Here is an 18,135-nt window from a genome sequence, read left to right on the forward strand (position 1 = left end):
ACAACATATAGATTCAAAAAAGTTTGCTTCCCGGTGTTGAAAACCGGACTTTTTGAACCCTTAATTGTTATCGTAATCGGATCATATCACCGCTTTTTAAACAGAATGTAAACAATGAAAAGTTGAATAAATATAAGACAATTATCTTTTTGTTCATTGACAATGATAATCATTTTCAATAATAATGAATTTGAATTATAAAATATGGTAATGCCATAAGTGAATCTTGGAGCTGATCGAATCTCCCGACCATTAAAATATAGAGGAGGAAGTAATCAGATGGGGAACCCATTGGAGTTGTATGATGTTACGATCATTGGCGGAGGGCCTGCAGGCATGTATGCTGCTTTCTACAGCGGCATGCGCGATATGAAGACGAAGCTGATTGACGCGAATCAGGAGTTGGGTGGAAGAATGCTGTTGTATCCAGAGAAAATGATCTGGGATGTCGGCGGAGTAACTCCAACTTTATGCGGAACGCTAACTAAGCAGTTGGCTCAGCAGGCGCAAACCTTTGACCCTGCGATCATCCTCGGTGAGCAGGTAAGCGAGTGTGAGCGCCAGGAGGATGGCACCTTCCTATTAAGAACAGCATCGGGCCGGGTTCATTGGACGCGTACTGTCATCATGGCTATCGGCTATGGAATTCGTAAGATGGCCAAGCTAGAGATCGAGGGAGCGGATCGGTTTGAGGTAACTAACCTGCATTATACGGTACAGGAGCTGGATGCATTCCGAGGCAAACATATCGTCATCTCGGGCGGAGGAGATTCCGCGGTCGATTGGGCTAACGAGCTTCAGTTGGTCGCTGCATCTGTAACGATAGTGCACCGGAGGAATGAATTTGGAGGACATGAACGAAATGTGACCCGCATGCGGGAGTCAACTGTAAATGTCCGTACTCCCTATATAGTAGATAAGCTGCACAGTCGGGACGGGAACCTGATTAATCAGGTAAGCATTACCCATGTGGAGAGCGGTCGATCTGAAATTCTTGACGTGGATGACGTGATCGTAAATCATGGAATGAGGAGCGACTTCGGGCCTGTTCGCGATTGGGGCTTGAATATTGGAAAATGGACGGTGAACGTAAATACTCGGATGGAGACGAATACACCGGGCATTTTTGCAGCCGGAGATTTCGTTGATTATGACAACAAGGTAAGACTTATCGCCGGGGCATTTACGGATGCCGTGCTGGCTGTAAATAATGCTAAACTGTTCATAGATCCAGGAGCGGAGAAGGTTGCCTATGTGTCATCGCACAACAGCCGCTTCAAAGAGAAGAATCGTGCGCTTGGTGTCATTGAAGAAGACAGGCATTGATAGGGTATGATTCTGTCACATGACAAAAGAAGTGATGACAAAACTCACGATTTTGTCGAATCACAGTATATTACTATGGAATATATAACGACGATTATCGGATTATATTTACATTACCGTTTTACAGAATCAGGTATATTTCCGCTGGTTCCCGACTATATTATAAGAGTGTGTTTCAAGCACACAAGTTGCAAGCTTTGAAATGACCTCAAAACGGTTCATATTGTTGTTACAGGTGCTAAACATAATGACTTGAATCATTCTTTACAGGGAACAGGTAATAAATCCAAATTAGTACAGTTGCTTATTTAAGCGAATTGAACTATAATGAGAGTAATTGGAATTTTGGCCTGAACTCACATATTGTAGAGGGTTATGATTTTAAGTGCATAGCCTTGTGCAATATGTGATTTTTATTATTTAAACGAATATAGAGGTCATATAATTAAATTTTTGGAGGTAATATTCATGGAAACAGGAACAGTTAAATGGTTCAACGCAGAGAAAGGCTTTGGTTTTATCGAGGTTGAAGGCGGCAATGACGTATTCGTGCATTTCAGCGCGATCGTTGGCGATGGCTTCAAATCTTTGGACGAAGGCCAACGCGTTGAGTTCAACGTAGTTCAAGGCAACCGTGGTCCACAAGCCGAGAACGTTGTTAAGCTGTAAGCTTATCTAAAGATAATATGCCCCAGACGTACCAGTTTGGGGCATTTTATTTTATCAGCTAATCATTCCAGATGAGAAAGAGAGGGATGCTTCGTGTACAACTCGAGAAAAAAGCAGGCGGAAGAAATTCCAGAGGAAGTCACGGCCATTTGGTCTTGCACGAATGATGATTGCAACGGTTGGATGAGACGCAACTTTGCTTTTTTGAATCACCCTACTTGTCCTCAATGTGGGTCTACCATGGCGGAAGATGAGCGGATGCTCGCAGTATTGACCAATACCAGCTTCAATCATCACGATTGAATGAAGTAAGCTAAGAAACATGGGGTAGAAAACTATATGATGAATTTCTCTATATGAACTGACGCTCGGTACAATGCCGGTGTCAGTTTTTTGTTATTTGCACACTCCTTTATTTGTTAGGATGATCTACTGAGAACTTATGGCTTGTCATTACAGATGTCTAGGGTATAATGGGCCATAATGGTCTTGCATCACTATAATGGGAGGCTAATGATAATGCATACAAGCCATAGTCTATTCAATCAACTAGCGGCGGCCAATATCGATCGCCAGGGCACTCTGCTCGTGCATTCATCCATGAAGAGCATTGGTGAAGTAGATGGAGGAGCCGATACGGTGCTGGATGCACTAAGTGAATATATGCAGGAGGGGCTGCTTGTTCTTCCGACCCATACCTGGTCTTACATTAATGCGGATAATCCAAAGTTCTATGTGGAGACCTCCCCATCCTGCGTCGGTATTTTGCCGGAATTGTTCCGGGGGCGCGAGGGCGTGATTCGTTCTTATCACCCGACACATTCGGTGGCGGCTCTGGGCGAGGATGCGGCCGAATTCGTAGCCGGGGCGGAATTATGCGATACGCCTTGCCATAGAGAGTCCCCGTGGGGCAAGCTGTTGGATCGCCAAGCGACGATTATGCTTGTGGGTGTTGATCTAAGACGTAATACCTTCATCCATGGGATCGAGGAATGGGTGGACATTCCCGGCAGAGTTACGGATAGTCATGAGCAGTTATTCGTTGTGCTTGGTGATGGAACGGAGATTCCGGTACCTTCACGGCGCCATTATGGACTGTCATGGTCCGAGCATTTCTGGAAGGTAGAGAAGATTCTTGAACGGGAAGGGGCGATCCGCAAGGTCAAGCTCGGTGATGCCGATACCTGGATCTGTCATACCGTGCAGATGACGGATATACTGACGAAGATGCTGCGTGAGAATCCGGATTTATTCTCGGATAATGAGCCGCTTGCTGATGAGCTGATACACTTGCCCTAATCGGGAATTTGGATTCATAATGATATAGTGGTTAATATCGACGTAACGAATATATCAAGTGAGGATTTATATGAAGCAATATGAAATTGTCGAACAGCCCATAGAGGTTCAGCCTTATATCGATTACGTGCTTCATCCTGGAGCAGGTGCGATAACGGTATTTACAGGACATGTCCGCGAATGGACACAAGGGGTTAGAACGCTATATCTTGCTTATGAGGCGTATATTCCAATGGCCGAGAAGATGCTGGCCCGAATTGGCGAAGAGATCGACGAGAAGTGGCCTGGCACAAGAGTCGCGATTGCGCATCGTACCGGTGAATTGCAAATCTCCGACATCGCTGTAGTCATCGCGGTCTCTTCTCCTCATCGTAAGGCAGCATATGAGGCGAATGAATATGCAATTGAGCGTATTAAGGAAATGGTACCGATCTGGAAGAAGGAAATTTGGGAGAATGGCGAGGAATGGATCGGTGATCAGCGGAGGAATCCGGAGCCGAATGAAACTCCTTGATCATCTGAAGTTTAGCTATACAAAGAAGGTGAAGCAGCTATGAAAATAGAGCCGATGCAGGACCAACTGCAAAGGCCGATTAGGGATTTGCGGATATCTGTGACCGACCGTTGTAATTTTCGCTGTACCTATTGTATGCCTAAAGAAATCTTTGGCGATGATTACAGGTTCCTGCCCAGCGAAGAACTGCTTGCCTTTGAAGAGATCGTCTTAGTTGCAGAGATTTTTGCCTCTCTCGGTGTCCGTAAGCTCCGTCTGACAGGCGGAGAGCCACTGTTGCGCAGCAATTTGCCATCGTTGATTGAGAGGCTGTGGCAGATTGACGGGATCGAAGATATCGGACTGACAACGAACGGACTGTTGCTGGGACGATATGCAGACTCCCTGATGAATGCAGGGCTGCGCCGTGTGAATGTGAGCCTGGATGCGCTCGATCCTAAGCTGTTCGGACATATTAACGGACGAGGAATCGAGCCCTCACACATTCTGGACAATATTGAATATGCAAGACAGACCGGCCTGCAGGTGAAGGTCAATATGGTGGTGGAGAAGGGCTTGAATGAGCAGGAGATTCTGCCTATGGCGGCCTACTTCAAAGAACGTGGGATCAAGCTCTGCTTCATTGAATTCATGGACGTTGGGAACGATAATGGCTGGAGTATGAAGAAGGTCGTGACCAAACGGGAGATTTATCAGATGTTGTCTTCGCGATATGAACTGGAGCCGCTGGAGAGTAATTACTTAGGGGAGGTTGCCCAGCGATATCAGTATAAGGATGGCTCGGCCGAAATTGGCTTCATCACATCGGTATCGGAATCATTCTGTTCCACCTGTACCCGCGCCCGTCTCTCGTCAGAAGGTAAAATCTACACTTGTCTCTTCGCTTCGGAGGGTTTCGATCTGCGACAAATGCTGCGCAGTGGGGCTTCTAGGTCTCAGCTTACCCATGCGATACGCGATGTATGGGAGTCGCGGCATGACCGCTATTCCGATGAACGCACCGAACAGACGGCCCAGACCCGCAAAAAAATAAATATGTCCTATATTGGCGGATAATAAGAAGAGCAATCCTCCTAATCTCCTTCGGGAGACTGGAATGGATTGCTCTTGTGTGTTCTACTAGGCTGATAAAATAAACGGCTGAGCGATCAGTCCAGTTCAACCCAGCGCGTCGCCCACTGTTGGATATCGTCCATCAAGGGAGCAAGATCGCGGCCTTTATCAGTTAATGAGTATTCTATGCGTACAGGCTTCTCCGGATATACAGTACGCTGGATGACTCCTTCTGTCTCAAGCTCTCGCAGTCGGTCGGACAGAACTTTACCGCTCAGATTGGGTAAAGAGTTCTCGATATCCACAAATCGCTGCGGTCCGTCCAGCAGTCGGTATACGATTAATGTAGACCAACGTTTGCTTAATAGTTCAATAGCTCGTTCAAATCGGGGGCAAAGCTGCGGCATTTCCATCGCTATCACCTCTTGTTAAGCATTATACATCCGCTAAATAAAATTAACAAGATAACTTTTCGTAACCAATATTATCACTAGCGGATAAATTGTAGAAATATATCTACTTACATAAAGTAACCTATAGCCATTTTATTTTAGCTAATTAAACGATACAGCGAAGCAATAATACCTAATAGGTGTTGTAAAAGAACTGTAAAGAGTCTGCATGATTCATTAGTGTTATACTAACAGCACAGTTTTTATGAGAGCTTATGAAATGGATGAAGGATGTGTGCGCTCAATGTCAAATCGCAAATGGCTGCTTGGACTGATCGCCCTCGTCGTTATTTTTGGCTATATATTGTCTCAATTCTTCTTCTCGACGTTGAAAATCAATGATCTGGTACGACAAATAAGCCCGAATAAGGCGGAGGAAGCTTCGCTGAAGTATGTTGTACTGATATCTCAGGAGCAAGACAATCCATTCTGGCGGGAAATGGAGAAGGGAGCCAAGGATGAAGCGGGGAAGCAGGGAATAAAGTTAGTCTACATGGGACCGATTCGCAGCAATCCGACAGAGCAGATCCGACTGCTAGAGAAGTCGATTGCTCTGAGACCGGATGCAATTATGATCCAGGGCATGGCTGACCCGGGCTATGAACGGCTGATTAATCAGGCGGTAGCTCAAGGAATCCCCGTGATTACGGTGGATGCGGATGAACCGTCGAGCAAAAGGCTGGCTTACATAGGGACGGATAATCGGGCTGCTGGCAGACAGATGGGCGAGCTTGTGCTGAAGGATCATGCAGGCAACGGCAAGATTGGTGTCATTATCGGCAGCGAATTAGCAGACAGTCAGCGTTTAAGGCTGGAGGGGTTCCGCTCGGTTATTACCTCGGCTACCGGTATGGAAATCGTAGACGTCCGTTCTTCGAATATTTCACATATTGGAGCTGCCAAGCAGACACGAGATATGCTCAGCCAATATAGAGATATTAGAACGATCGTCGGATTCAGTTCCCTGGATGCCGGAGGCATTCTGGAAGGAGTGAAGGCGATTGGTCAAGAGGGTGTTCGTATATATGGGTTCGATGATCTAGAAATAACACGACAAGGTATCGCGCGGGGTGAGATTATGGCATCTATAGTACAGCAGCCGCAGGAGATTGGTGCTAAGTCGATGGCTTTGCTAAGCAGCTTTTTTCAGGGAGACAAGCTTACTGGGGAGTACTTCATTCCTACCTATGTCTTAGATCAAGCTCAACTGCAGGGCGGAGGAATTAGCCCATGAATATGCGCAGAATGCTGTTCATCGTTATTCCGGCCATGTTAATTCTGAATAATGCGGTATCCTTCTTTATCTTTCAGAGTGGGCGTACGGTGCAGCAAAGCTATAATATGATGCTCGACCGGGTACTACTATACAAGCAAATTGATCAACAGACGCGGATAAACTTAAGCGCGATCAATGTATATCTCATGGACCGCAGTGATAGCAGCCTGGAATTGTACAAGGAGAGGAACGAAGAGCTGAAGAAGCTGCAATCCAGCTTATCGAGACAAGAAGCCATTGAATCGGCCGGGTTAAATATGAGGGGCTTTCGCCATTTACTGTCGACCTTTATCTCGCAAGAACAGAGCATCCTTAATTCTCTCGAGAGCACGGCTCCCCTTGCCTATGCTGCGGCTTATACGGAGGCTGAGACAACTGCGGAGTTTATCCAGGAAGAAGCTTATCAGCTCATTGATTTAGAGTTAAGCTATTATCAGCCGTTTTACAAGAAGATTCTCGTTCAGACCGAAGTGATGAACCATTGGGGGATTGCTGTCTTTGTTCTGAATACGATCATCAGCGTCATGTTGGCTTATTGGATTTCATTACGCATCACAAGACCGATACAGGAATTGGTGGAGACGGCCGAGCAAATATCCGAAGGAAATCTGCAGGTGCGCCCTCCCTCCATCGATGCGCATAATGAATTTAGCGTGCTCTCCGAGGCGTTCGGGCAAATGCAGAATAATCTTCAACTGCTGATTGAGAAAGAAAAGGAAGGGTTGGAGAAGGATCGACTCGTGAAGGAGCTGGAACTGGAAGTGCTGCAGAATCAGATTAACCCGCACTTTCTATTCAATTCGCTGAATGTGATGTCCAAGCTTGCGCTGCTGGAGGGGGCGGAGCAGACGAGTGATCTGACAGTGTCGATGTCCAATCTGCTCCGGTACAATCTGCGGAAGCTGGATCGTCCAGTGACGTTAAGGGAAGAGGTGGAGCATGCCAAGGAATATTTCTTCATTCAGCAGGCCCGCTTCCGCGAGCGCATTCGCTTCGAGACCGAGATTGACGAGGCAGGTCTTGATGTATTGGTGCCTGTGCTGACTCTACAGCCTATTCTTGAGAACGGGTTCGTACACGGCATCGAAGGAATGGAAGAAGGAGCGGTAGTCAAGCTGACAATCTCGTGTGAGCCTAGCGAGACAAGGGTAGCCATTTCTGATAATGGGGCCGGTATGAGCAAAGAGGTTCGCGACTCGCTACTTAATTATGATTCGAATCGTCTAGGAGCGCGCGAGGTTCCCGAGAAGGGGCATTCCACAGGGCTTGGCACCCATAACGTGTTCAAACGTTTGGAGTTATTTTATAACAAGAAAGATATGATCGAAATTGAGAGCGCACCGGGAAAAGGAACGACAGTGATTATCCGGATTCCAGCTACAGGAAAGGAGGAGAGCCATGTACCGCCTACTGATAACAGATGATGAAGCTTTGGAACGGGAGGGAATTGAGTGGATCGCGACGCGGATGATGCCAGGCACGTTCGAGGTCGCTCATGCGGAGAATGGGAGGATGGCCATCCAGAAGGCGGCCGAATTCCACCCTCATATTGTGATGATGGATGTGAGAATGCCGGGGATTCAAGGATTTGATGCTCTGAAGGAGATTAAAGCGCAGAATCCGGATGTAAAAATGGTGATGATCACGGCTTATGAATATTTCGATTACGCGAAGCAGGCGATATCCCTGGGAGTCCGGGAATATTTGGTGAAGCCGGCTAAGCGGGCCGAAGTAGCGGCTGTATTGGAAAGGCTCGTCCAGGAGATCGAAGCGGAGCGGAATAAGCGAAATGAACAGCTTGCGGTCAGAGATAAGTTCTATCAGCTGCTGCCGCTCGCAGAGACGGAAATTGCACTGCATTTGATGGCCGATCAGGTAAATGAGACCGAGGTGGAACAGCTAGCCGATATTTTAAGTCTATCTATCGAGAGAGGGTGTGCATTGGTGCTTGCCTTTCCCGAGCTTGGTGATGAGAAGAAGCGGGTATATGAAGAGGTCAAGAATTTGGCCCATGAATCAATAAAAGAGCCCTTTACTGTGACGATCAGCTCGTTGGTATACCAGCATATGGCGATCTTCCTGCTTGGAGATACGCAGGGTGGTAACGCTTCATTACGGGAAGAAGCTGCGCTTCTGGCTGGTAAGTTGGCCGAAGGGCTTCGTCAACAATGCGGCATTATGATATCGGTTGGCATTGGTTCAGTGCAAACGGGCATCCCAGGTATCAAGCAATCGTACTATGAGGCTGTATTTGCGTCCAAATATGATCAATGGGGAGATATCAATCGCTTTGAGGACTTGAATATTACTGGAACAGAGCGTCCTGGCAAGAATGAAGACAAGCTGCCCTCCACCTTACGTTCCGTCGGAGAGAGTTCATATGTTGATTTGGCTATCCGCCAAATCCGCGAGGAGCGGGAGCAGAGTACGCACAATATGCTAGACCAAGCTGTGGCTTATATCCACCGTAAATATCAGGAGGATCTCTCGCTTGAAGATGCAGCAGAGCATGTTCACCTGAATCCTTATTACTTCAGCAAGCTGTTTAAGCAGCAGACAGGGGAGACCTTCATCGACTATGTTACGAGACTGCGCATCGAGAAGGCTAAGGAGATGATGAAGGATAGCCATCTAAGCCTGAAGGAAGTGTGTTATGCCGTCGGATACAAGGATCCCAATTATTTTAGCAGAGTGTTCAAAAAAGTCACCGGAGTTACACCGTCGGAATACCGACAGCAGCTACGATGAGAGAGGTCCATGTGTTTTAACGTGGACTTTTTTGTCATAAGTGCTTAATTTGTGCTAGCGTAATGTCCCTTGGCGGAACAAGAATGGACGGGGATTAATTTTATGCTGGCATTGCACAAATTAGTGAAGGGATTCGAGCGCAGATTAGAATAGTCCCCGTGTTACAATAACTTTGGATTTCAGAGAGTATGTGAAATCGAGAGAAAGTACAACACAGAAGGGACGTCAAATGATGAGCTCTAATATACCAGAACAAGGCGATCGAGTCAGTATGAGATTCGTGACCTTGGTGTCTATAGTCGCTGCTCTTGGCGGGGTGTTATTTGGTTTTGATACAGCTGTAGTGTCTGGTGCAATCGGTTTCATGCAGCAGCATTTTGACCTGAATGACTTCCAGGTAGGCTGGGCTGTATCCAGCTTGATTATCGGTTGTATCGTCGGAGCCTTGTCCTCCGGAGTATTAAGTGAGAAATTTGGCCGCAAGAGAGTACTGATCACGGCGGCGATCCTGTTCATTATCGGATCTGTCTTCTCAGCAGTACCGAATACGTTCAACGAGTTCATCATTGCTCGAATGATCGGTGGAATCGGGATCGGGATTACGTCAACCCTGTGCCCCTTGTACAATGCGGAGATCGCCCCAGCCAAATATCGCGGCCGCCTTGTAGCATTGAATCAACTGGCAACGGTTACAGGAATATCCTTAGTGTATTTCGTTAACTTATGGATTGCTGGCTTCGGGAATGAAGCCTGGGGCATATCCACCGCTTGGCGCTGGATGTTCGCCTTCGGTATTATCCCTGGTCTGTTATTCTTGGTCCTGCTGTTCTTCGTGCCTGAGAGCCCAAGATGGTTGATCAAGCAAGGCCGGGCAGCCGAATCTCTTCCGATTCTGGTCAAGATTCATGGCGAGACATTGGCGAAGCAGGAAGTGCTGGACATCAAGGAGTCGTTCAAAATTGAGAACGGTTCGATCCGCCAATTGTTCAGTCCAGCTCTGAGACTGGCTCTGATTGTAGGTGTCGGACTGGCCGTGCTCCAGCAAGTGACGGGAATCAATGCGGTGCTGTACTATGCACCGGAGATATTTAAGCAGACGGGCGCAGGAACAAATGCAGCCCTAATTCAGACGATCTTTGTCGGAATCATAAATCTCTTGTTCACCATTTTGGCAATCTGGCTGATCGATAAAGTAGGCCGTAAAATGCTGCTGCTGATCGGATCTTCAGCGATGCTGATCTGTCTGATCGTCATAGGCGCTGCATTCCAGACAGGTCATACTTCCGGTCCGCTCGTGCTGATCTTTATTCTGGTCTATGTAGCGGCCTTCGCCCTATCTCTTGGGCCGGTGGTATGGGTCGTTATCTCCGAGATCTTCCCGAACCGGATTCGCGGCAAGGCTACGGCGATTGCGTCGATGGCTCTCTGGACGGCTGATTATATCGTATCCCAGGCCTTTCCGCCGATGCTTAACTCTGCAGGCCCGGCGCTGACCTTCTGGATCTTTGGTCTTATGGCGCTGATTACGGTAGTATTCACTTGGCGTAAGGTTCCTGAGACCAAGGGGAAGTCACTGGAGGAGATCGAGTCGCTGTGGGCTGCTAAATAACGCATTGCTTAATACTTATTTGAGTAAGAGTATCCGAGAGAATTCTAGATATATTGATGCGAGGGGCTTTCCATTATGGAAAGCCCCTCGCTGTATATTCTCAGGATGGATTCTGCTAACCCCATCGGGATATTATTGAGCAGCTACCGTATTGTTATCTGGAGTAACAATAACGATTTCCGCGTTCGTAATACCTGGGAGAGATTTCGTCATGATTGGCGAATGGTATACTACCACCTTCATGCCGTCCTTCAATTCCGTGTCATCTCCTGCTAACGGGAGGATAACAGTCTTGTCGGAGATGTTCAGAATGATGTCATTCTCTGTCTTGTCGTCAGAGCCAACGTTGAGATAGACACGGCCTTCGCCTGCCCGTTCCGAATTCGTGATCGTGCCTTCTGCTTTGACCGCTTGAGCTTCTTTGACAACAATCTTGTCGGCATGGGTTTGACCAGGATAGCTCATTGCCATTACATTGCCATAGAAGGCATCGATATAGCTATTTTCTTTCAATGCATCGGCAGTTAATAAAGCCCCATTCTCATCGACGATTACTGTATCTTTATCCACATGCAGCATGACATAATTGGTGCCACCATGCTCCATTGGGTTACCGATTACGGTGATCGTTTTTTCATTCTTACTCGTGATAATTCCGCTTGTACCCGGAGTAAGATCAGCAATCTCGTCTGTATTTACAACGAGATAGTTGGTGGTTGACTGTGCAGGTAAGCTCATCGTCACGGCAGGGCCATAGAATGCTTCCACACTCATACCGGCCTTAATCCCGCCAGCTTCGATAGCCTTGTGGTTCTGATCGAGGATGGTTGCTTTAGGATCAAGATGGAGAATGATCTCATCGTTATAACCGCCGTATAGATCTGTTCCCTTCACGAAGATGCTTCCATCTTCAGTCACTTCGGAGACAGTACCTTGAATAGCACTGAAGTCACGATCTTGAACGACCAGTGTCAAGGCAGTTCCGCGGGCTGGCAGGCTCTTGGTGATGTTCGGTCCGTAGAAAGCTTTGACTACTTTCTTGTCATCGATAATTGACTTCAAGGCAACGGTTTGGCCTTTTGCATCGACGATCTTGGTATCTTTGGTAATCGAGAGAATGATCTCACTTTGATCGGTTGCAGCCAGGCCGCGGCCGGTGACAGTAATGAATTTGCCTGTATTATCATTAACGAAATCGGTGATTTTCCCCATTGTTCCAGGTACAACCTTGGCTTGAGTGATAGCAGTCTCATTAACTGGCGTTGCTACTCCTTGTTGAGCAAAAGCTGCTGTAGGCAGAGCGGCCATAGCCAGGATCGTTGCGGTTGCTAAAACTTTGAATGGTTTGTTCATCAGTATTTCCTCCTAGTTCTATGTGTAGGTAGTACTTACAGCTAGAAAATTGCCAATATGGCGTGTCCTTGTTTGCTGTTTTCGTCTTTATAGACGGAGGTCATTAAGAAATGTTGCAGATAAAGTGAAAATTTTCATAAGTGGGTGGACAGTGGAGAGCGTTAGGAATGCTGTTTTACAGCGCCCTTACATGTGATACTCTGAAACATAGAACATCTGGTTTAAAGGGACAGGACAGCCATATCGACAAGGAGGCATCACATATGACAATGAATCAAACGATCGGATCTGCGTTCAACAAGACTACATATCGGCTCTCGGGTCATGGCCCAAGAAATATAGGAATGCTTATGACAACATTTCACGATATGGATGAGAATACAGACAGCGATATGTACGGCAAGGGAAAGCTTATTGAACAGTTCCAGGAGAAAATGGCTGAATTTTTGGGCAAGGAGAGCGCTGTGTTCTTCCCCAGCGGGACGATGGCACAGCAAATCGCATTGCGGATCTGGTGTGACCGGCAGGGACTGCGAAAGGTCGCGTACCATCCTCTCTGCCATCTGGAAATTCATGAGGAAGACGGTCTCAAGAAGCTGCATGGAATAGAACCGGTCCTGCTGGCTGATCGAAGCCGCTTAATCACTTTGGACGATGTTAAAAATATGAGCGAGGACATTTCTTGTCTGCTTCTAGAATTGCCGCAACGAGAAATCGGCGGACAGTTGCCGGACTATGCGGAGCTTGAGGCCATTTCAGCATATTGTCATGAGCAGGGAATTAAGCTGCATCTTGATGGTGCCAGATTGTTCGAAATTCTTCCGTACTACGGGAAGACTGCTGCGGAGATTTGTTCCCTTTTCGATAGTGTATATGTTTCTTTCTATAAAGGGATCGGTGGTGTGGCTGGAGCCATTCTGGCCGGGGATTCGGAGTTTACAGAGGAGTCGAAGCCTTGGAAAAGACGGCATGGCGGCGATTTAATCAGCTTATATCCTTATATTATCAGTTCAGATTACTATTTCGAGCAAAGGATCGGCAAGATGGAGCAGTACTATGAGGGAGCCAGACAGCTGGCTGAATCGTTCAATCGTTGCCCGAGAACTGCGACGGTACCGGAGGTCCCGGTTTCAAACATGTTCCATATTCATTTTGCGGCACCCCAAGCGCAAGTTGAACAGGCTCTGATCGATCTGTATGAGGAGACAGGGATCGGCATCACTTCAAATCTCCGGGCAATGGATGAGAACTCATGTTATACAGAGATCAGTGTTGGAGATAAATATGCGGAGCTGTCATCGGAGCAGATCAAGACCGTATTCTCACTGTTGAATCGGAAGTTAAGTTTACTTGATAATCTATAGTTCTAAAGGATCAGAACCAAGCAAACCTACAGCGGATGAATAATGTCATTAGCTGTGGTTTTTTTGGTTTTTTCCACATTTTCCCGAACTATACAATAGGTTGAAGTCAAAATTGTCCGTGAATGGGTAAAAATCAGACCTGTCTCAAGGCAGATCATTGACACTATGATGATGTACAGTATTGAAATCTTAGCTTGCAAGGTGAAAGGGGGAGGTTTTTGTTGAAAGCGCTTTATAAGAGGGTGTCGATGGTGTTGATTGTCGGAATGCTGCTTCAGGTGCTGATTCCCACCGGGCTGCTTGTGACCAAAGTGTCTGCGGATGAGGGAACCGGGGATAATCTCGTTCCTAATGGAGGCTTTGAAGATGTGGTTCAGACAACGGATGCATCCTGGATTGGCGGCTTGAAGCCAAATGGTTGGGGAGCCTGGCTGGCCAGTAAGAATGGCAAGGTGTCAGTCACAGATGCGGTTTACCACACAGGTGCTTATTCTGTACAGATCGAGCATACCGGCAGTGATAGAACGGGGCTCTCTATTAATGTGCCTGTATCGGCAGAGGGCAATTACAAGCTAAGTGCCTGGATCAGGACTCAGGATGTCGTATCCAGCGGTGGAGTATTTGTCAGAACTAATTTCTACCGGAGTGTAAATGGGATGGATGGCAGCACTGGTGATGATAAGATTAATGATATCGTCGGCCCCATAACGACAAAAATGGCAGGTACAAATGATTGGACTCTACAGGAGGTCGTGGTACCTGTTCCGGCTGGAGCTCGGTATGTTAGATTAGAGCCGTTCTTCGAGACAGGTACGGGAACGGTATGGTTCGATGATGTGAAGCTTGAACGCTGGGGAGGAATTACAGGATTGGACCTACAGCCAAAGTCAATCTCGCTGCACACAGGGGATAGCGCCATACTGACACCGGTCATTACGCCACACGATGCGGGAGGACAGGCGCTGATTTGGACATCATCCGACCCGATCGTAGCAAGCGTAGATGAGGGCAATGTTACGGCTAATGACTATGGAACAACGACGATTACTGTCTCTACACTGGATGGACTCTTCCGGGCGGAGGCTTTTATAACGGTAGAATCTACTGAAATGCTGGACGGTTATGATGAACTTAGGCAGAGATGGCATGCCAAGCTGATCGGTGGAGAATGGATGGATATGAGCGATTCGGATATAAGGAATTACATCGACAATTTGTCGAACCGGATTTCGAATGCTCAGGCGACAGGCATCTGGGACTTGATGAATAAGACGCCAGGGGCGCAAAATTTATGGACCGGGGGAATTTCCCAGGGTAATACCGATTCAGCTGCAATCACGAAGGCTTATACAATGATCAAGGATATGGCAACAGCATATTCGACAGAGGGGACATCACAGTATAGGAATCCCGCTCTGAAGGATGATATTATCTCGGCTCTCGATTGGATGCATACCTATCAATATAACGAGAGCAAGAAGATTGTTGGCAACTGGTGGGACTGGGAAATTGGAACTCCACAGGCCCTAATGGATATTCTCGTACTTATGTATGACGATTTAAGCGAGGAGCAGATCGCCAAATATCTGAAGGTCATTGATACATTTGTACCGGACCCAACCAAGCGGGTGCAGAATGGGAGTGTAACCGAGACCGGTGCGAATTTGCTCGACAAGGCGTTGGTGGTTGTATTGCGCGGTGTTGTCGGCAAGCAGAGCTTCAAGATTGAACAGGGTAAAAATGCGATATATAGCGAACTTCAATATGCTAAAAAAGGCGATGGAATCTATGAGGATGGCTCTTTGATCCAGCATACGAACATTGCTTACACAGGATCTTATGGGGGCGTCTTGATCGGTAGAATGGCCGATTTATTATATCTGTTCAACGCATCTCCTTGGGAGATTAACGATCCGAGAGCAAGTAATGTATATCGCTGGGTCGAGGATTCATTCGAGGCGTTGATTTATAAAGGAGCGATGATGGATAACGTCAGGGGACGCAGCATCTCACGGCAGAGCGACTCCGATCATCTGACTGGACGTGCGATTATCCGTACGCTAGCGAGGTTGGCTGAGGGCGCTCCGGCGGAACAGTCCACCAAGATCAAGAGCATGATTAAGGAGTGGGTACAGTCTGATACTACATTCTCTAACTATTATGAAAATATGCCAATTTACGAGATGAATCTGATCAAAGCGATTGTCAATGATTCTTCAGTTGCAGCGCGTGGAGAGCTGGTTAAGCACCAGAATTTCGCGGCGATGGATCGGGTTGTCCATCTGCGTCCAGACTACGGATTTGCGCTTAGCATGTTCTCGCAGCGGATCTCGGCCTTTGAATACGGCAATGGGGAGAACAAGCAAGGCTGGTATACCGGTATCGGCATGACCAGCTTGTACAATAATGATCTGTCGCAGTACAGCAATCAATACTGGCCGACGGTAGATATGCTCCGCTTGCCGGGAACGACAACGGACGGCTATGCACCAGTTCCCAAAGACTGGGCGTCATATTACAATCCGCGGGCTTGGGTCGGTGGTTCGACGCTCGATGGCCAATTCGGAGCAAGCGGTATGAATTACTCACTTAAGGACAGCACGGGAAGTGATTTGCAGGGCAAGAAGTCCTGGTTCATGTTTGACGATGAGATTGTAGCGATAGGTTCCGATATTTCAGGGTCGGCTAACCGTAAGGTAGAGACGATTGTAGAGAATCGGCAAATAAATGACAGCGGTTCCAACAATCTGGTTGTTGATGGTCAGGTGAAGCCTGCCGCGCTCGGCTGGGAGGAGACGCTGAAGGGAATTAGCTGGGCTCATTTGCAAGGTAATGTTCCAGGCGCTGACATCGGTTATTATTTCCCAGAGAAAACGGATATTGACGGGAAGCGCGAAGCGAGAACCGGATCTTGGAAAAATATTAATGATGGCGGCTCTACAGATCAGATCACTAGAAATTACTTAAGTCTGGCATTCGAGCACGGCAGCGCACCGAAGAACGGGTCTTATGCCTATGTACTGCTGCCTAATAAAGGAGTAGAGGAGACCGAGCAATACAGCTTTAATCCTGATATCGAAATTTTAAGTCAGACAAGTCAGGTTCATGCTGTCCAGGATAAGAAACTGGGTATAAGCGCCTTTAATTTCTGGGAGGCAGGCATATCCGAGTTCGTCCGGGCATCTAATCCAGCCTCTGTGATGGTGAAGGAAGAAGGAAATAAACTGACCGTATCCGTGTCAGATCCGACACAGACTCAGAACAAAGTCACCGTCGATCTGGGTAAGGTAGTACTGAAGGAGTTGATGAAGGACGAGTCCGTAAACGTTGTACAGACGGAGCCTTATCTTAAGCTGGAGATCAATACGGCCGGCTCTCTTGGCAGAAGCCATCAGATTCAATTCGAGTATGATCCTCAGCAAGCCCCGGAACTGGAGGGGGAGCCTGAGGGTCCGGAGCAGGGTGAGAAATCTACAGTATATGTCAGTGAGGATACTTTTGTAAATGCGGGTTCAGACGTTAATACGAATTTTGGCGCTCGCAGCTATATGGACATTAAGAATGGTACGGGTAATTATCTGCGCAAAGCCTTCCTGAAGTTCGATCTGAACGGAATTCCTGCCGACCGCGAGATTGAATCTGCCAAGTTGTTTGTATATGGCGGGGTTAATGACAGCCGTACACAGAATGCTGGAGTAAGCGTTCATGAAGTAGGCAGCAACAATTGGAGCGAGTCCGCACTGACATGGAATAACATGCCGGAGATCGGTGCCTCTATTGAGAAGATCTCGGTAAATAAGGAGTACCAATGGCGGCAGTTTGATATTACGTCCGTTGCTAAGGATCGGCTGAAACTGGACGGACAAATGAGCCTGGCTCTGCAGGGAGATACGGATCTGACGATTACATTTAAAAGTAAGGAAAGCGATGGCGGAATTTATAAATCTTACTTGGAGATTACTTTCAAGCCGAATGTTCCGGTGGCAGGCATTAGCTTAAGTAGTGAAAAGGCTGTACTAGTAGCAGGTGATTCGATGAATCTTAAAGCAGCGCTTGTCCCGCTTAATGCTACGAATACGGAGCTTACTTGGAGTGTTGATCGCAGCGATGTGTTGAAGCTGGAGACGAATGAATCCGAGGCAACGATCACGGCATTGAAGCCGGGCAGAGCCAAGGTCACGGTGACAACGGCTGATGGCAAGCTGTCCGCAGTCTGTGAGGTTCAGGTGGTTCTATCGAAGATCACTGGCGATTTGAACGGAGACGGGAAAGTTACGGTTGGTGATCTGGGAATAGCCGCTGCGAACTTCGGTAAGAACAGCGCAAGCCCGGATTGGGAAGCAGTAGAGGCAGCGGATACAAATGGGGATGGAATCATTGATTCCGCTGATTTGAAATGGTTCGCCGATCAGATACTGCAATAACTATTTAAAGTGGGGGACAAGAGGTCCCCCGCATAACTTATCGAGGGA

14 protein-coding genes are annotated in these 18,135 nt (G+C 47.4%); 12 read left to right on the forward strand and 2 right to left on the reverse strand.

Annotated elements, in window-relative coordinates:
* The first annotated feature begins 279 nt into the window (after positions 1 to 279).
* From ABD014_RS20160 to moaA, 6 genes are all read left to right on the forward strand, one after another.
* Complete coding sequence (locus tag ABD014_RS20160) at positions 280 to 1,326, forward strand: NAD(P)/FAD-dependent oxidoreductase (RefSeq protein ID WP_343864200.1); 1,047 nt, start codon at positions 280 to 282, stop codon at positions 1,324 to 1,326.
* Positions 1,327 to 1,794: 468 nt separating this feature from the next.
* On the forward strand, positions 1,795 to 1,995 hold the full coding sequence (locus ABD014_RS20165) for a cold-shock protein (protein WP_068779348.1): 201 nt from the start codon (positions 1,795 to 1,797) through the stop codon (positions 1,993 to 1,995).
* 93 nt (positions 1,996 to 2,088) lie between these two features.
* Positions 2,089 to 2,298 carry a cold-shock protein gene (locus tag ABD014_RS20170; protein WP_343864205.1) on the forward strand — a complete coding sequence of 70 codons (210 nt, stop codon included), beginning with the start codon at positions 2,089 to 2,091 and terminating at the stop codon, positions 2,296 to 2,298.
* Between the two features lie 216 nt (positions 2,299 to 2,514).
* Complete coding sequence (locus ABD014_RS20175; RefSeq protein ID WP_343864207.1) at positions 2,515 to 3,294, forward strand: AAC(3) family N-acetyltransferase; 780 nt, start codon at positions 2,515 to 2,517, stop codon at positions 3,292 to 3,294.
* 70 nt (positions 3,295 to 3,364) lie between these two features.
* Positions 3,365 to 3,808 carry a molybdenum cofactor biosynthesis protein MoaE gene (locus tag ABD014_RS20180; RefSeq protein ID WP_343864209.1) on the forward strand — a complete coding sequence of 148 codons (444 nt, stop codon included), beginning with the start codon at positions 3,365 to 3,367 and terminating at the stop codon, positions 3,806 to 3,808.
* Between the two features lie 39 nt (positions 3,809 to 3,847).
* Positions 3,848 to 4,864: a GTP 3',8-cyclase MoaA gene (gene moaA, locus ABD014_RS20185; RefSeq protein ID WP_343864211.1), complete on the forward strand. Its 1,017-nt coding sequence runs from the start codon at positions 3,848 to 3,850 to the stop codon at positions 4,862 to 4,864.
* Positions 4,865 to 4,956: 92 nt separating this feature from the next.
* On the opposite strand, the gene ABD014_RS20190 is transcribed toward moaA, so the two are convergent.
* Positions 4,957 to 5,274 (reverse strand): winged helix-turn-helix transcriptional regulator, encoded by a 318-nt coding sequence (locus tag ABD014_RS20190; RefSeq protein ID WP_251414878.1) that lies wholly within the window; start codon positions 5,272 to 5,274, stop codon positions 4,957 to 4,959.
* A gap of 283 nt (positions 5,275 to 5,557) precedes the next feature.
* Here ABD014_RS20190 and ABD014_RS20195 point away from each other — a divergent pair, with 283 nt between their 5' ends.
* From ABD014_RS20195 to ABD014_RS20210, 4 genes are all read left to right on the forward strand, one after another.
* Entirely contained in the window at positions 5,558 to 6,547 is a 990-nt protein-coding gene (locus ABD014_RS20195) for a substrate-binding domain-containing protein (protein WP_343864215.1), read from the forward strand.
* A complete protein-coding gene (locus ABD014_RS20200) occupies positions 6,544 to 8,013 on the forward strand; it encodes a sensor histidine kinase (RefSeq protein WP_343864217.1) in 1,470 nt (489 codons plus the stop codon). The genes ABD014_RS20195 and ABD014_RS20200 overlap by 4 nt, the downstream gene beginning before the upstream one ends.
* Positions 7,988 to 9,337: an AraC family transcriptional regulator gene (locus tag ABD014_RS20205; RefSeq protein ID WP_343864219.1), complete on the forward strand. Its 1,350-nt coding sequence runs from the start codon at positions 7,988 to 7,990 to the stop codon at positions 9,335 to 9,337. Before ABD014_RS20200 ends, ABD014_RS20205 begins: the two co-directional genes overlap by 26 nt.
* Before the next feature lie 229 nt (positions 9,338 to 9,566).
* A complete protein-coding gene (locus ABD014_RS20210; RefSeq protein WP_379338558.1) occupies positions 9,567 to 10,946 on the forward strand; it encodes a sugar porter family MFS transporter in 1,380 nt (459 codons plus the stop codon).
* A 132-nt stretch (positions 10,947 to 11,078) separates the two neighbouring features.
* On the opposite strand, the gene ABD014_RS20215 is transcribed toward ABD014_RS20210, so the two are convergent.
* Entirely contained in the window at positions 11,079 to 12,299 is a 1,221-nt protein-coding gene (locus tag ABD014_RS20215; protein WP_343864221.1) for a peptidase, read from the reverse strand.
* Positions 12,300 to 12,562: 263 nt separating this feature from the next.
* Here ABD014_RS20215 and ABD014_RS20220 point away from each other — a divergent pair, with 263 nt between their 5' ends.
* Both ABD014_RS20220 and ABD014_RS20225 read left to right on the forward strand, forming a co-directional pair.
* Complete coding sequence (locus tag ABD014_RS20220; protein ID WP_343864223.1) at positions 12,563 to 13,663, forward strand: threonine aldolase family protein; 1,101 nt, start codon at positions 12,563 to 12,565, stop codon at positions 13,661 to 13,663.
* 221 nt (positions 13,664 to 13,884) lie between these two features.
* On the forward strand, positions 13,885 to 18,087 hold the full coding sequence (locus ABD014_RS20225; RefSeq protein WP_343864225.1) for a polysaccharide lyase family 8 super-sandwich domain-containing protein: 4,203 nt from the start codon (positions 13,885 to 13,887) through the stop codon (positions 18,085 to 18,087).
* The last annotated feature ends 48 nt before the right edge of the window (positions 18,088 to 18,135 follow it).

Origin of the sequence: Paenibacillus motobuensis (genome assembly GCF_039521865.1) — a bacterium.
GTDB classification, from domain to species: domain Bacteria; phylum Bacillota; class Bacilli; order Paenibacillales; family Paenibacillaceae; genus Fontibacillus; species Fontibacillus motobuensis.

Bases quoted from the DNA above. Each gene is read 5' to 3' on its own strand.
- ABD014_RS20160 (WP_343864200.1), top strand. From the start codon at position 280: ATGGGGAACCCATTGGAGTTGTATGATGTTACGATCATTGGCGGAGGG.
- ABD014_RS20165 (WP_068779348.1), top strand. From the start codon at position 1,795: ATGGAAACAGGAACAGTTAAATGGTTCAACGCAGAGAAAGGCTTTGGT.
- ABD014_RS20175 (WP_343864207.1), top strand. From the start codon at position 2,515: ATGCATACAAGCCATAGTCTATTCAATCAACTAGCGGCGGCCAATATC.
- ABD014_RS20180 (WP_343864209.1), top strand. From the start codon at position 3,365: ATGAAGCAATATGAAATTGTCGAACAGCCCATAGAGGTTCAGCCTTAT.
- moaA (WP_343864211.1), top strand. From the start codon at position 3,848: ATGAAAATAGAGCCGATGCAGGACCAACTGCAAAGGCCGATTAGGGAT.
- ABD014_RS20190 (WP_251414878.1), bottom strand. From the start codon at position 5,274: ATGGAAATGCCGCAGCTTTGCCCCCGATTTGAACGAGCTATTGAACTA.
- ABD014_RS20195 (WP_343864215.1), top strand. From the start codon at position 5,558: ATGTCAAATCGCAAATGGCTGCTTGGACTGATCGCCCTCGTCGTTATT.
- ABD014_RS20200 (WP_343864217.1), top strand. From the start codon at position 6,544: ATGAATATGCGCAGAATGCTGTTCATCGTTATTCCGGCCATGTTAATT.
- ABD014_RS20205 (WP_343864219.1), top strand. From the start codon at position 7,988: ATGTACCGCCTACTGATAACAGATGATGAAGCTTTGGAACGGGAGGGA.
- ABD014_RS20210 (WP_379338558.1), top strand. From the start codon at position 9,567: ATGATGAGCTCTAATATACCAGAACAAGGCGATCGAGTCAGTATGAGA.
- ABD014_RS20215 (WP_343864221.1), bottom strand. From the start codon at position 12,299: ATGAACAAACCATTCAAAGTTTTAGCAACCGCAACGATCCTGGCTATG.
- ABD014_RS20220 (WP_343864223.1), top strand. From the start codon at position 12,563: ATGACAATGAATCAAACGATCGGATCTGCGTTCAACAAGACTACATAT.